This window comes from Mesorhizobium sp., assembly GCF_005063415.1.
In the GTDB taxonomy this organism is placed as follows: domain Bacteria; phylum Pseudomonadota; class Alphaproteobacteria; order Rhizobiales; family Rhizobiaceae; genus Mesorhizobium.
Genome location: NZ_SUEG01000017.1, coordinates 1 through 14,212, shown reverse-complemented (window position 1 = coordinate 14,212; position 14,212 = coordinate 1). Strand labels below are relative to the sequence as shown.

General features: G+C 62.9%; 13 protein-coding genes and 1 pseudogene. 9 read left to right on the top strand and 5 right to left on the bottom strand.

Annotated elements, in window-relative coordinates; all coding sequences use genetic code 11:
* Positions 1-73 precede the first annotated feature (73 nt).
* Together E5W70_RS07330 and argB are read left to right on the top strand one after the other, a co-directional pair.
* Positions 74-1,570 carry an amidase gene (locus tag E5W70_RS07330; RefSeq protein ID WP_292655886.1) on the top strand — a complete coding sequence of 499 codons (1,497 nt, stop codon included), beginning with the start codon at positions 74-76 and terminating at the stop codon, positions 1,568-1,570.
* Between the two features lie 156 nt (positions 1,571-1,726).
* The gene (argB, locus tag E5W70_RS07325; RefSeq protein WP_023677482.1) at positions 1,727-2,620 is read left to right on the top strand and encodes an acetylglutamate kinase; all 894 of its coding nucleotides are present in this window, start codon (positions 1,727-1,729) and stop codon (positions 2,618-2,620) included.
* 19 nt (positions 2,621-2,639) lie between these two features.
* Here argB and bchE read toward each other — a convergent pair whose 3' ends face one another.
* Together bchE and E5W70_RS07315 are read right to left on the bottom strand one after the other, a co-directional pair.
* Positions 2,640-4,178 carry a magnesium-protoporphyrin IX monomethyl ester anaerobic oxidative cyclase gene (gene bchE, locus E5W70_RS07320; RefSeq protein WP_292655882.1) on the bottom strand — a complete coding sequence of 513 codons (1,539 nt, stop codon included), beginning with the start codon at positions 4,176-4,178 and terminating at the stop codon, positions 2,640-2,642.
* Between the two features lie 102 nt (positions 4,179-4,280).
* Positions 4,281-4,757 (bottom strand): Lrp/AsnC family transcriptional regulator, encoded by a 477-nt coding sequence (locus E5W70_RS07315; protein WP_292655879.1) that lies wholly within the window; start codon positions 4,755-4,757, stop codon positions 4,281-4,283.
* A 138-nt stretch (positions 4,758-4,895) separates the two neighbouring features.
* On the opposite strand from E5W70_RS07315, the gene phhA reads away from it, so the two are divergent.
* Positions 4,896-5,729, top strand: a complete 834-nt coding sequence (phhA, locus tag E5W70_RS07310; RefSeq protein ID WP_292655876.1) for a phenylalanine 4-monooxygenase — start codon at positions 4,896-4,898, stop codon at positions 5,727-5,729.
* Positions 5,730-5,760: 31 nt separating this feature from the next.
* Here phhA and E5W70_RS07305 read toward each other — a convergent pair whose 3' ends face one another.
* The gene (locus E5W70_RS07305) at positions 5,761-6,522 is read right to left on the bottom strand and encodes a GGDEF domain-containing protein (RefSeq protein WP_292655873.1); all 762 of its coding nucleotides are present in this window, start codon (positions 6,520-6,522) and stop codon (positions 5,761-5,763) included.
* A 162-nt stretch (positions 6,523-6,684) separates the two neighbouring features.
* Here E5W70_RS07305 and E5W70_RS07300 point away from each other — a divergent pair, with 162 nt between their 5' ends.
* On the top strand, positions 6,685-7,392 hold the full coding sequence (locus E5W70_RS07300; RefSeq protein ID WP_023677476.1) for a pyrimidine 5'-nucleotidase: 708 nt from the start codon (positions 6,685-6,687) through the stop codon (positions 7,390-7,392).
* A gap of 34 nt (positions 7,393-7,426) precedes the next feature.
* Here the strand turns inward: E5W70_RS07300 and E5W70_RS07295 are convergent, their stop codons facing one another.
* Positions 7,427-8,266, bottom strand: a complete 840-nt coding sequence (locus E5W70_RS07295; protein WP_292655870.1) for an LOG family protein — start codon at positions 8,264-8,266, stop codon at positions 7,427-7,429.
* Positions 8,267-8,411: 145 nt separating this feature from the next.
* Here E5W70_RS07295 and dapD point away from each other — a divergent pair, with 145 nt between their 5' ends.
* The 4 genes from dapD (at position 8,412) to E5W70_RS07275 (ending at position 11,818) form a co-directional block, all read left to right on the top strand.
* Positions 8,412-9,266 (top strand): 2,3,4,5-tetrahydropyridine-2,6-dicarboxylate N-succinyltransferase, encoded by an 855-nt coding sequence (gene dapD / locus E5W70_RS07290; protein ID WP_292655868.1) that lies wholly within the window; start codon positions 8,412-8,414, stop codon positions 9,264-9,266.
* A gap of 30 nt (positions 9,267-9,296) precedes the next feature.
* The gene (locus E5W70_RS07285; RefSeq protein ID WP_292655865.1) at positions 9,297-9,674 is read left to right on the top strand and encodes a DUF805 domain-containing protein; all 378 of its coding nucleotides are present in this window, start codon (positions 9,297-9,299) and stop codon (positions 9,672-9,674) included.
* Positions 9,675-9,695: 21 nt separating this feature from the next.
* Entirely contained in the window at positions 9,696-10,484 is a 789-nt protein-coding gene (locus tag E5W70_RS07280; protein WP_292655863.1) for a hypothetical protein, read from the top strand.
* A 233-nt stretch (positions 10,485-10,717) separates the two neighbouring features.
* Positions 10,718-11,818, top strand: coding sequence for a GGDEF domain-containing protein (locus E5W70_RS07275; RefSeq protein WP_292655860.1), 1,101 nt, complete (start codon positions 10,718-10,720; stop codon positions 11,816-11,818).
* Here E5W70_RS07275 and E5W70_RS07270 read toward each other — a convergent pair.
* Positions 11,808-12,839: pseudogene (locus E5W70_RS07270) on the bottom strand (2-dehydropantoate 2-reductase). The gene E5W70_RS07275 and the pseudogene E5W70_RS07270 sit on opposite strands and share 11 nt — an antisense overlap.
* Before the next feature lie 129 nt (positions 12,840-12,968).
* Here E5W70_RS07270 and dapE point away from each other — a divergent pair.
* Positions 12,969-14,168: a succinyl-diaminopimelate desuccinylase gene (dapE, locus tag E5W70_RS07265; RefSeq protein WP_292655857.1), complete on the top strand. Its 1,200-nt coding sequence runs from the start codon at positions 12,969-12,971 to the stop codon at positions 14,166-14,168.
* The last annotated feature ends 44 nt before the right edge of the window (positions 14,169-14,212 follow it).

Below are 14,212 nucleotides of genomic sequence, written 5' to 3'. Positions count from 1 at the left end.
CGCACCGGCAGCACCGGCGTCGATTGCCAAGGAAATCGCCGCCCGCTAGCTTGCCATGAGCGGGAGGGCGACCATGTCGATCGAGCGGGTTCTGTGGGAGCATGACGCAACCGGCCAGGCCGCACTGGTGCACAAGGGAGAGATCACACCGCAAGATCTCGTCGATGCGGCGATCGCCCGGGCCGAGGCCACCCGGCCGGAGATCAACGCCATCGCCGAACCGCTTTTTGAGGCGGCGCGGGCGCGGGCGAAAACCGTCGACCACAAGCTGCCGCTTGCCGGAGTGCCCTTTGCGCTGAAGGACCTCGGCATCGCCATGAAGGGCGTGCCGACGCATGGCGGCAGCCGCATCCCAGCCTACACCCCCGATTTCAACTCGGTCATGACGGAACGCTATCTGGCTGCTGGCCTGGTCCCGATCGCCACCAGCACCGCACCCGAACACGGGCTGAGGCTGGTGACCGAGTCCGTGGCTTACGGCGTCACCCGCAATCCATGGGACACCACCCACACAACCGGCGGTTCCTCGGGCGGTGCGGCTGCGCTGGTCGCGGCCGGCGTCGTGCCGGTGGCGCATGCCTCGGATGGCGGCGGCTCGATCAGGGTGCCTGCGGCTTGTACCGGGCTGGTCGGGCTGAAAACCTCGCGCGGCCGCGTGCCCTTGACGCCGCTCGTCACCGAAAGCTGGTACGGCTTCGTCGTCGACCATGCGTTGGCCCGCTCGGTGCGCGATACGGCCCTGCTGCTCGACCTGACCCACGGGCCCGACCCGCTGTCGCCCTACGCGGCACCGTCGCCGAACGGCAGTTTCGCCGCGGCGGCCGGGCGCGATCCTGGCAAGCTCAAGCTCGCCTTCTATCGAAAATCGCCGCTCGGCCTGCCGATATCGGAAGAGACGTTGAAAGCTCTGGATGCGGCGATCGGGCTGGCGCGCGAAGGTGGACACAGCGTCGAGGAGATCGACCTGCCCTATATCGATCGCGATTTCATCGCCGATTTCTCCAGAACCGTCGCCGCGGCGGTGGCCGGCACGATGCGTGGCGAGGCCTTGCGCGTCGGCCGCTCCATCTCAGGCGACATCGAACGCGCCACGCGCGTGATGAGCCGGTTCGGTGAAATCCTCTCGGCCGGCGAAATCTATGCCGGCCTGCAGCGGCTGCACGCAACCTCGCGTCGGCTTATCACCGAAACCGCGCATTATGATGCAGTGCTGATGCCTGTCATCGCGCACCCGCCGCTCGCCTGTGGCACCATGGACCCGAAAGGCGCCGACGAATTCATCGAGAATGTCCTGGACAGACTGCGCCTCGCCGGCCTGCTGAAGTTCAAGCCGCTATTCGGCCAGCTGATGGACAAGAGCCTTTGGTTCACCCACTGGCCGGCGATCCAGAACGTCAGCGGGCAACCGTCGATTACGCTTCCGGTTTACGTCACCGATGCCGGCCTGCCGCTCGGCGTCCAAGCCGCCGGCCGCCCCGGCGACGAGGAGACGCTTTTGTCGTTCGCCGCGCAGATGGAAAAGATCTCGGGCTGGCTGGGACGGCGCGCGCCGCTGCAGGTGCCGGCATAGACCATGATCCCGAAAGGTGGGAACCGGTTTTCGGACAAGATCGTGGTCAAACAAATAGTAGTACCGATTTGATCGATCGTGACAGCAAAGCCGTTTGCCCCCTCGTCCAATTCCCGCTAAGACGCCGCCGTTCATGCCAAGCTGGGAACCACGCCGATGACGGATGTCGCCGCCACCGCCGAAATGCAGGCCGCGCTGCTTTCAAGGGCGCTGCCCTATATGCAGCGCTACGAGAACAAGACGGTCGTGGTGAAATATGGCGGCCACGCGATGGGCGACATCGCGCTCGGCAAGGCTTTCGCCCGTGACATCGCGCTTTTGAAACAATCCGGCGTCAACCCGATCGTCGTGCATGGCGGCGGGCCGCAGATAGGCGCCATGCTCAGCAAGATGGGCATCGAATCCAAATTCGAGGGCGGCTTGCGCGTCACCGACCAGAAGACCGTCGAGATTGTCGAGATGGTGCTGGCCGGGTCGATCAACAAGGAAATCGTCGCGCTGATCAATGCCGAGGGCGAGTGGGCGATCGGCCTGTGCGGCAAGGACGGCAACATGGTGTTTGCCGAAAAGGCGCGCAAGACCATGATCGATCCTGATTCCAACATCGAGCGGGTGCTCGACCTTGGCTTCGTTGGTGAACCGGTCGAGGTCGACCGCACATTGCTCGACCTCCTGGCGCGGTCCGAAATGATCCCGGTGCTGGCGCCGGTGGCGCCCGGCCGCGACGGCCATACCTACAACATCAACGCCGACACTTTTGCCGGCGCCATCGCAGGTGCCTGCCAGGCGACGCGCCTGCTGTTCCTCACCGACGTGCCCGGCGTGCTCGACAAGGACAAGAAGCTGATCGACGAGTTGACCGTGGCCGAGGCCAAGGCCCTGATCAAGGACGGCACTGTCTCGGGCGGCATGATCCCCAAGGTTGAGACCTGCATCGAGGCAATCGAGCGCGGCGTCGCAGGCGTCGTCATCCTCAACGGCAAGACGCCGCATGCGGTGCTGCTCGAGCTGTTCACCGAACACGGCGCCGGCACGCTGATCGTGCCGTGAGGCCGGGTGTCTGAGGGGCTCAAGCGTTTGGCGAAATAGTGGTCACGGACTGACGCGACAGGCGTTCCACAACCATCGATTCCTCTTCCTCGTCTTGCGGCGCGCCCCAGAATTCGGCGAGCGTCGGGCCATTTTTGAGGCGGCGGTCGCGAACCAGAAAACCCCAGACTTCGCGAAACCAGACGCGGCGGCCCATTTTGGTGTACCAGCGCATCGAATGCCGTTGCTCCGGATCCTTGTGGAACAGGATGCGCGCCAAGGCCTTGGGCCGCGACTGCACGGCCAGTTCGATCAGCTTGACGGCGAAGAACAACATCCACGGCTTGAGGCGGGTCATCCGCAGCACCTGATGCTTGTAGTCCCACAGGCGGGCGTCCAGCTGGATCACCTTGCGGTCCCTGGCAATCCTGAAGAACGGCGTCCAGCGATGCGGCGTCACATAGAGCGCCTGGATCTGGTCGGGGTCATAAGCGATCAGCTGGCGGAAGCCGCGCCAGAGGTCCCGAAAGCCTTCGTCCTCGAAACCGGCCACCCAGGTCGCCATCGACAAGATGCCGTTGAGGCGCAGCAGTCGGATCGCCTCGCGGTCGGATGAGGTGCTGCCGCCCTTGCGGATCAACTGGAGCGTCTGCTCGTCGGTATTTTCCATGCCAAGCAGCCAGCGGATGACGCCGGCCTTGCGATAGAGATGCAGGCTGTCGGCGTCGCGGACGATGTCGTCGGCGCGGGTGGAGCCGACGATCAGCACCGGCACGTTCTCCGCGATCATCGCATCGAGAAAGGCGCGCCAGGCTTTTTTGGACGAGGTCGGGTTCTCGTCGGCAAGGTTGATCAGCTCGACGCCATGCTCGCGGTATAGCCAGGCAATCTCCCGCGCGAGCTTCACGGGGTCGCGGTGCCGCCATCGCGTCCAGAAGCCGCGCTGGCCGCAATAGTTGCACAGATGCGGACAGCCTCGCGAGAACTGCATGACCACCGCGCGCTTGCCTCCCCAATAGCTGTAGCGGCTGAAGTCGATCAGTTCCCAGCCGATGCGGTAGTCGTCGAAATTGGCGATCGTCCTTGCCGGCCGGGTGGCAAAAGGACGGCGCAAATCATCAGGAAAGGCGATGCCCGCCACATCCGACAGCGGCTTGCGTTTCTCAAGCGCTTCGACCAGCGCGACGATTGTCGCCTCGCCCTCGCCGCGCACGATGAAGTCGAAGACATCCGTTTCAGCCAGTATGTCGCGCCAGTGATAGGTCGGAAACACACCACCATAAATCAGGATTGTCGCCGGCTCGATATCCTTGACCATGCCGGCGATCAGCAGGGCTGTCGGATGTGCAGAGGTCGAGCCGGAATGGCCGATCAGAATGCAGTCGGGATGGTCGCTCAACGCGTCCTGGACCAGCGCGGCAAGCGGCATCGGCCCGAATTCGGCGTCCACAAGCCGCACTTGATGTCCCGCGTCGATCAGCGGACCGCCCAGTGCCAGCAAACCGAGCGGCGGCAGATGGTCGTCCGGCACACGGCTGCCGATGGCGGTATGCGGCGGGTTGATCAGGACGATTTTCATCGCGGGCCTTATGCTATGGCGGTCCGCATGTCGTAGTCGGCGATCTAGCTCTGGAGATTGGCCAGCTTCAGCAGTTTTTGTGCAGCTTTTCCGCAGAAATGCCTATCGTCTGAGATGTGCAAGCGGGACATGGCCGGGCCCCTTGATATTCTGCAGCACAAGCTGGGTGTGGACGTCGCGCACGCCTTCGAGCCGCATCAGACGGTGCATGACGAAAGCATTGAGCTCGTCGACCGACGGCACCATCACGTGCAGCAGGAAATCATGGTCGCCGGTCATGGTCCAGCATGAGGACACCTCGTCCATGCGCTGGACGGCGGCGATGAAGCTTTCGGGCGAGCCGTCGCTGTGGCTGGTCAGGCGCACCTGGATGAACACCTCGACCATCAGCCCGACGGCGCGACGGCTGAGCACCGCGGCGAAGCGCTTGATGATGCCCGCCTGCTGAAGAGCCTCAAAGCGCCGCGCGCAAGGTGTCGTCGACAGGCCGATCTGCTGCGCCAGTTCGGATACCGGCTTGCGCCCGTCGCGCTGCAGGATATCGAGCATCTTGATCTCGAATTCGTCAAACTGAGGCATTTTCACTCTCCCAAAGCTCGATCGTGGAGTCTTTTACCTCCAACCCCGCATTTGAGCCACCATCAAAGCTGATTTGCCTCCCGCCATTCCGCTAGAATTGCCGACAATCCGCTGATCATGATTTCTAGGAGAGCAGCCATGAACATGAGCGTTGCCGACTATGCCCGAGAATGCGCGGCGCGAGGTCTTCGCGGCGATTATTCGGTCTGCCGTGCCGATTTCACCGTGGCGCAGGGCTACAATTATAGCGACGAAGAACAGGCGGTGTGGCGCACGCTGTGCGACCGCCAGACGAAGCTGACCAGGAAGCTCGCCCACCATTCCTATCTCGATGGCGTTGCGGCGCTCGGCCTTCTCGACAAGATCCCGGATTTCGGTGAGGTCAGCGAGAAGCTGCGCAAGCTTACCGGCTGGGAGATCGTCGCGGTGCCGGGGCTCATTCCCGCCCAGCCGTTCTTCGACCACCTCGCCAACCGCCGGTTCCCGGTCACCAACTGGCTGCGAACCCAAAAGGAGCTCGACTATATCGTCGAGCCCGACATGTTCCACGATTTCTTCGGTCACGTGCCGATCCTGACGCAGCCGGTCTTTGCCGACTTCATGCAGATGTATGGCAAGAAGGCCGACAGCGTGATTGCGCTCGGCGGCGACGAGATGATCACCAGGCTTTACTGGTACACCGTCGAATACGGGCTGATGCGCGAGCCGGGCCAGCCGCTGAAGGCTTTCGGCGCCGGGCTGATGTCATCCTTCACGGAGCTCCAGTTCGCGGTCGAAGGCGGCGACGCGCACCATGTCCCCTTCGACCTGGAAACCGTAATGCGCACCGGCTACGAGATCGACAAGTTCCAGCGTGCCTATTTCGTGCTGCCGTCGTTCGACGCCCTGCGTGATGCTTTCGAGACCGCCGATCTTGCGGCGATCGTGGCGCGCCGCAAAGGCGAGCCGGCGCTCGATCCGGCAAAGGTCTGAAAGGTTAGGTCTTGTTAGCGGCCGCCAAGGCTCAGGCGGCTTCGGAAATATCGCGGTCGATGATCGACAGATTGCGGCCGCGATGCTTGGCCTCGTAAAGCCGCTGGTCGGCGCCGCGCATCAGCTCCGACACTGCGGCGTCCTTGCCGCAGGTGATGCCGCCAATACTGACTGTCAGCGGAACCGTTCGTTCGTCGACGGGCCGGAAACGGATACGCTCGACTTCACGGCGGATGCGCTCGGCGACGCGCCTGGCCTCGTGTTCGGTGGCGCCGATCAGAAGGGCGCAGAATTCCTCGCCGCCGATACGGCCAAGCACGTCGCCGCTGCGCACGCCACGCTCTATCGCGTTTGCGATCAGGAGCAGCGCATCGTCGCCGATCAGATGGCCGTAGCTGTCGTTGATGGTCTTGAAATGATCGGCATCGATGATCAGCAATGCCCCGCGATCGAATTTACGCCGGGAGCCGTCGAGCGCGGCAAAGAAGCTTTCGCGGTTGAGCATGCCGGTCATGTCGTCGCGGCTCGCCTTTTCCGCCAAGCGCCTGTGCGCGGCGGCGAGTTGGGCATGGGCACGGGCGAGCTCGCGATGGGCGGTCTGCAACCTTTCGCCCTGCCAGAACGTATAGGCGCCGACGCCCCAGGCAAGGGCCAGCGGGCAGACGGTGGAAGTCAACCAGATGGTGCGATTGATCGGAAAACCCATTGCCGGCACGACGATCAGCGTCAGCAAAAGCGAGACGGCGACGGAGGCGAAAGCGATGGCGGCAGACTTTAGAATTATGCGATTCATCGCTTGCTCCCACTGGTCCGTGTTGGTTCCAGCAAAGCGCTGAATGTCACCTTTCGGTGATGCTTAAGATTTTAATCATAGTGCCATTTTCATCACCCAGGACGCGCATAGGTTGTGGATAAACCTCCTGTTAGAAAGATCGTTTCGTGCCATAAGGACCGTATGACCACACTTCCCGACCCCGCCCGCTTTGCCCATGTCACCGACTGGGTGTTCGATCTCGACAACACGCTTTATCCGCATCATTCGAATCTGTTCTCGCAGATCGATGTGAAGATGACCGCCTATGTCGGAGAATTGCTGACGCTGCCGCGCGAGGAAGCACGCAAGCTGCAAAAGGAGCTCTACCGCGAATACGGCACGACACTGAACGGATTGATGACGCGCCACGGCATCGACCCCGATGATTTTCTCGAGAAGGTCCACGACATCGATTATTCCTGGCTGGTTCCAGATCCCGTCCTCGGCACCGCCATACGCCAGCTTCCCGGCCGTAAATTCATCTTCACCAACGGGGATCGCCGGCATGCCGAACGCACCGCGCGGCAGTTGGGCATTCTCGAGCATTTCGACGATATTTTCGATATCGTCGCAGCCGGACTGAACCCCAAGCCGGCGCGGCAATCCTATGAGAAATTTGCCGAACTCCACGCCGTCACCGGGCAAAATGCGGTGATGTTCGAAGACCTCGCCCGCAACCTATCGGTGCCGAAATCGCTGGGCATGACCACGGTGCTGGTGGTGCCGCGCAATTTCGAGCCGACCTTCTCGGAAATCTGGGAACGCGACCCGGCCAATGAGGACGATGTGGACTTCGTCACCGACGATCTCGCCGGCTTTCTCACGGCGATCGTCGAAGTCCCTGCTTGAGGCAGCCGGCGCGCTTCAAGTCCTTGCTTGCATGTCAAAGTTTATAGAAGCGGCTAATGATCCCCCAGGCCTCGTCGGCGGTGTCGACGAAATCGATGATATCCTGGTCGCCGGGCGTGATCGTGCCTTGCTCGGCGAGGAAATCGAGGTCGATTGCCCTTGCCCAGAAAGCCTTGCCGAACAGAATGACCGGCACGCGTTCCATGCGGCCGGTCTGGATCAGGGTCAGCGTTTCGAAGAACTCGTCCATCGTGCCGAAGCCGCCGGGAAATACCGCAACGGCCTTGGCACGCATGACGAAATGCATCTTGCGGACCGCGAAATAGTGAAAATTGAAGCAGAGTTCCGGCGTCACGTAGGCGTTTGGCGCCTGCTCGTGCGGCAGCACGATATTGAGACCGATCGAAGGCGCGCCGACATCGTCGGCGCCACGATTGCCGGCCTCCATGACGCCCGGCCCGCCGCCGGTCACCACGACGAATTCGCGATAGTACGAGGTGGCCGACTGCTGTGAGCAGAGGCGGGCGAATTTGCGCGCCTCCTCGTAATATTTGCTGTTTTGCTCGAGGTTCTTCTTCTGCGTCTCGTTCTTGGCCGCCCAGGCTTCGCCGCCGGGCTCGGGAATGCGGGCGCCTCCGAACAGGATGACGGTCGATTGGATGCCGCGCTCGGCCAGGATCATCTCCGGTTTCAGCAGTTCGAGCTGCAGCCTGACCGCGCGCAACTCGCGCCGCGTCATGAAATCGGGATCGTTCCAGGCCAGCCGATATGTCTCCGCGCGCGTTTGCGGCGTGTCCGGCACGCTTCTCGACCGCTCCAGATCCTCGTCCGAATGCGGCAGCGGCGTCCATCCCGCCTTTTCCATGGGAGTCATATTTGCTTTACCCGTCCAATCATTCACTTGCGCCGTCCCGTGACGCTGCCGCGATTGACCCTCCCCAAGCCTTCACATAGGGTCCGCGCGACTTTCAAACAGGTTAAGGCGCCGGCCCTTAACAGCTTGGTAATGGAGCGAATTCATGTCGAAGCCCGATCTCGCGAGCCTCGAGGAGATTATCGAGAACGCCTTCGAGGAACGCGACACGATTTCGACCGCAACCCGCGGCGAGACGCGCGAGGCCATCCAATCGGCGCTCGACCTGCTCGACCGGGGCGTCGCCCGCGTCGCCGAGCGGCAGGCCGACGGCAAATGGCACGTCAACCAGTGGCTGAAGAAAGCGGTGCTGCTGTCCTTCCGGCTCACCCCGATGGAGATCATCAAGGGCGGTCCCGGACAGGCGGTATGGTGGGACAAGGTGCCCTCGAAGTTCGACGGCTGGAGCGCCGTCGATTTCGAGAAAGCGGGCTTCCGCGCCGTGCCGTCGTCGATCGTGCGCCGCTCCGCCTATGTCGCGCCCGGCGCCGTGCTGATGCCGTCCTTCGTCAACGTCGGCGCCTATGTCGACAGCGGCACCATGGTCGACACCTGGGCTTCGGTCGGCTCCTGTGCCCAGATCGGCAAGAATGTGCATCTGTCGGGCGGCGTCGGCATCGGCGGCGTGCTGGAGCCGATGCAGGCCGGCCCAACCATCATCGAGGACAATTGCTTCATCGGCGCCCGTTCCGAAGTGGTCGAAGGCTGCATCGTGCGCGAAGGCTCGGTGCTCGGCATGGGCGTCTTCATCGGCCAGTCGACCAAGATCGTCGACCGCGCCACTGGCGAGGTGTTTTACGGCGAGGTGCCGCCTAATTCCGTCGTCGTCGCCGGCTCGCTGCCGGGCAAGCCTTTGCCAAACAACGAGCCCGGCCCCAGCCTTTACTGCGCCGTCATCGTCAAGCGGGTCGACGCCAGGACCCGTTCCAAGACCTCGATCAACGAATTGCTTCGCGATTGATCTTTCCCAACGAATACGGATGGAATTCGCTTGCCTGACGGATCTGACCTTATCTGGCTTTTCTTCAAAGCTTCGGGCCGCGTCAGCCGCGCGGCCTATTTTCTTGGAGGACTGCTGGTGGCCATCATACAGGCCTTCCCGCTCTACCGTTTCACGCTGGTGCCGGAAGGCACCACCGAGAGCAACATGTGGTCGGTCATTTTCTTCATCGCCTTCATTGCCTCGCTTTGGTCGAACGTGGTGCTGGCGGTGAAGCGATTGCACGACCTCGACAAGCCGGGCGTTGCGGCGCTGGTGCTGTTCGTGCCGGTTGTCTCGATCATCGCTTTTCTCGTGCTTTGCCTGTTTCCGGGGCAACCCGGCCCTAACCGCTACGGCAAGCGCACCAACGCACCGGCCGAACCCTGAGCGCCGATCGGACATTTTTTCATGCGCTATCGCTCGCTTAATCCGAAACTGATCCTCGAAACCGCCGAACGGCTGGAAGGCCGCGTCGCCGAACGCTTTCCCGATGCAGGCCTGCGCGGCGTCGCCGCCGAGCTCGTGTCGCTGTCGCGCGATCTGGCAAAGGCAGCCAAGGCGCTGGAGGCGCCGATCTGGTGGCTGCGCGGCGTCATCATCGCCGCCTTCGTCGTCGGAGCGCTGATGTTCCTGTTCGTCGGCACAATCCTGCCGCTTGGCCGCATTTCGGGAAACCACGATGCCTTCCAGTCGGTGCAAGGCATCGAAGCCTCCCTCAACATGATCATCCTCGCGGTGCTGGGCTTCCTGGCTCTGATCCGCTCCGAGGAGCGGATCAAGCGCAAGCGGGTGTTCCGCCAGCTCCACGGGCTGCGGTCGCTGATCCACGTCATCGACATGCACCAGCTGACCAAGGATCCGGCAGCACTTTCAGCCAGTTTCAAGCCGACTGCGCATTCGCCAGCCCGCATCACCAACGCCGCCGACCTTGCCCGCTATCTCGACTATTGCTCCGAAATGCTGTCGATCACCGGCAAGATCGCCGCGCTGTTCGCGCAATCGGTGAATGACGCCGTGGTCATCGACGGCGTCAATGACATCGAGAACTTGGCTTCGAACCTGTCGCGAAAGATCTGGCAGAAGATCACGCTGATCGAAACCCCTCATGGGCAGCCGGCACATGTGGCGAAAACCGATCCCGAGCCGGGTCCGCCGCGTCGGCCTGCGGTCCGCAAACAACCGGGGCCGGCAAGCTAAAACCCGCGAGCCGGCGGCAGATCCGCGAGAGCGGCAGAGCGGGGAGTTCCAAAACCCCGGCTTTGCGCCGGATGCTCTAAGCGAATGTTAATCACCCTCGCCCAGCATGCCGGCGAAGACTGTGTCGACCGGCACGGAGCGCTCGACTGGCAAGCGACCTATCTCTGACCACCGAGGAGCCGCGCAAAACGTGGAGCGCCGGCGCTCGCCTGTTTGCCTGGTTCTCTTCGCCGATGAGATTGGAACCGGAAGCCGTCCGCGCACGGCTTCTCGACACCACTTTCGACCGCAAATTCGCGGTCCTGTTCGGCACCATCAGCGTTCTGTTGGTTGCGGTCAGCGCCGCATTTGCCACCGGGGATTGGTGGCCCTACGCCTGGATCGCAGCCGACCTGATGCTTTTCACCGTCCGCGTTCTGCTGATGCGGGAATGCGAGCAGGCCAGCAGGCGCGGCTCGAAAGGGCCGCTGGCAGGCCTGATGGCAGCCAGCGGTGTCTGGTCGGTTGTTTTCGGCCTCGGCTGCTATGGCTGTGTTGCCAGCGGGAATATGGCGCTTTCCGTACTGGCCGCCTTGAATATCGCAGGTGTCGTTGGCGTGGTGTCGTCACGCAATGCGGCGACCCCGCGCTTCGCCATATTCGTCATGTTGGCCGTAAGCGTGCCTTACGCGGTCGGTGCATTGTTTTCTGCGGCGCCCGGAATGCCGATCGTCGGAATTCAAACGCCGTTCTATGTGGCCGGCGTCATCATCGTGCTGCTTCAGAATCACGCGATCAACGCCCGCATGATCCGCGCCGAGCTGGACAATCGCGACCTGGCCATCAAGGACGCGCTGACCGGCCTGCCAAACCGCATCTTCCTGCAGGAGAAATTGCGCGACATGTGCCGCGACCTTGCGGCGCCGGCCGCCAATGGCGGCAAGCCGTTTGCAGTGCTCAGCATGGATCTCGACGGCTTCAAACAGGTCAACGACCGTTTTGGCCACGCCGTCGGCGACGTGCTGCTGCGCAAGGTGCCCGAACGATTGAAGCGCGGCTTCCGGCCGGGGGACGTGGTCTTCCGCATCGGCGGCGATGAATTTGTCATCCTTTTGCCCGCAACCTCGGAGATCGAGGCCACCTACCTGGCAAAGCGGGCCATCGAAAAGGTCTCGGTGCCTTTCGACCTCGGGGTCGGTTCCGCCATCCATGTCGGCTTGAGTGTCGGCAGCGCATTCGCACCCGCCGACGGCGGCGATCCGGAAATCCTGCTCACCTGCTCCGACCATGCGCTCTACGAAGCCAAGCGCACCGGCAAGGGCCGTTACTGGACGCCTGTGCGGGCTACGATCTGACGGTCGCGACGACGGCTTCCGGCGTCAGGCACGGCGATCCGCGCCTCTCCTGTTCGGCCGCGCGCACCAGTGCCGTCACGCGCTTCAGCAAAGGTGCCGGCGTGCCGGCCTTTTCGGCCAGGCGCAGGGCCGCGCCTTGCAGTTCGCCGATCTCCGTCGGCCGGCGGCGCTGAAGGTCATCCCACATCGACGAACGCGCGGCCGGGTCGATGGCAAGCATCCGCCGCGCCAAGAACTTGATCAGCCAGTCGGGCAGGCGAAGCACTTTCGGCAGCAGTGCGGGACGCAGGCCAGCGATGCGAGCGGGTTCGATGCCTGTCGCCGTCATTGCCGCCAATGCTTCGTCGATCTGGCCGGCCAGGATCAGCCGTCAGCGGCGATCGGCAAGCTCTGCCGCCAGCGGCAGGCCGGAAAGCGCCACCAGCGCGTTGTTGAGGTTGAGCAGCAGTTTGCCCCATAGCACCGCTTCGATGTCACCACGCGTGGCGACGGCAAACCCTTCGACGTCAAGCAGTTCGTCAAGGCCTGTCGGACCCTGTTCGATCATCACCTTGCCGCCGCTGGCGCGGTGCAGGCGAAGCGGCAATTCGCCCTCCGGCGATTGAACCACGTTGAACGGCACCATGCCCGCGAGCACCCGCCGGGCGGTGAGATGCGCTCGCAATTTATCGGCATTGTCGACGCCGTTCTGCAGACTGAGTATCACCGCATCCGGTCGGGCATGGGCGGCAATAAGCCCGGCCATGTCTTGCGTCGCGCCGCTCTTGACCGTTACCAGGATGACATCGGCACGGAGGAATGCCGCGGCCGGATCGGCGGTGACCGACAATGCCTCCGCCCTGACGGAACTGTCGCGGCCATCACGGTCGGTGATGCGCAATCCACCTTTTTGCAGCGCCTGCTCGATGCGCGGTCGCGCCAGCAGAACCACCTTTCGCCCGGCAAGTATCAGGCAGCCGCCGGCGTAGCATCCGATACTGCCGGCACCGGCGATTAGGATTGTCTTGCCACGCGTGACCATGCGATGGCCCTGTCCTGGTGGAGAGGCCTTGCCGCAGTTATACGACATGAAAACCATAATGTCGGCGGCATGGCTGGCCCCTATGTCTGGCCGTGACAGGCCTTGCGCTTTCGACTATCGCTTTTGCCCATGACGCTGCCTACCGATCCGACCCGAAACCTGGCTGCTCTCATCCGCTGCGCTTCCGTGACGCCCACCGAAGGCGGTGCGCTGAGCGCGCTGGAAGAAATGTTGAAGCCGCTCGGCTTTGCCGTCGAGCGCCCGGTGTTTTCCGAATCCGGCACACCTGACATCGAGAACCTTTACGCGCGGCGTTCCGGCAACGGCCCGCATCTGATGTTTGCCGGCCATACCGATGTGGTGCCGGTGGGCGATGAAACAGCCTGGACGCACCCGCCCTTTGCCGCCGACATCGCCAATGGCGAGATGTTCGGCCGCGGCGCCGTCGACATGAAGGGCGGCATTGCTTGTTTCGTCGCGGCGGTAGCGCGACATATCGCGCAGAAGGGCGGCCCGAAGGGGTCGGTCTCGCTGCTGATAACCGGCGATGAGGAAGGGCCGGCGATCAACGGCACGACGAAGCTGCTCGAATGGGCGGCTGCCAAGGGCGAGAAATGGCATGCTGCGATCGTCGGCGAGCCGACCAATCCCGACGCGCTCGGCGATATGATCAAGATCGGCCGGCGCGGCTCGCTGTCGGGCACGGTCACCGTCAACGGTCGCCAGGGCCACGCCGCCTACCCGCAGCTAGCCGACAACCCGGTGCGTGGCCTGGTAACGCTGGTCGACGCCTTGCTTCACCCGGTCTTCGATAACGGAACAAGGGATTTCCAGCCGACCAATCTTGAGGTCACTTCTATCGATGTCGGCAACCCCGCCACCAACGTGATCCCGGCGAAGGCGGCGGCGGCCTTCAATATTCGCTTCAACGACACATGGACCGCCGAGACGATCCAGGCCGAGATCCACAACCGCCTCGACCGGGCGGCGAAACGCAAGAAATACCGCGCCGGCAAGAAGACGCCGGTCGACTACGAGATCGCTTGGCGCGACGGGCCGAGCCATGTTTTCCTGACACGCGACGACAGGTTGATCGAGACGCTTGGCGGCTCGATCAAGGCGGTGACCGGCAGGAAGCCGGCGCTCTCCACCTCCGGCGGCACCTCCGATGCCCGCTTCATCAAGGATTATTGTCCGGTGGTCGAATTCGGACTTGTCGGCAAGACCATGCACATGGTCGACGAACGCGTGGCGATTGCCGACCTCGAGACGCTGACGCAGATTTATCTGCGCTTCGTTGAAGACTGGTTTGCGCAGGACATATCCTAGTGATGCTTTCAGCGGATGAAACCTACGCTTCGCTTGCCGGCGCC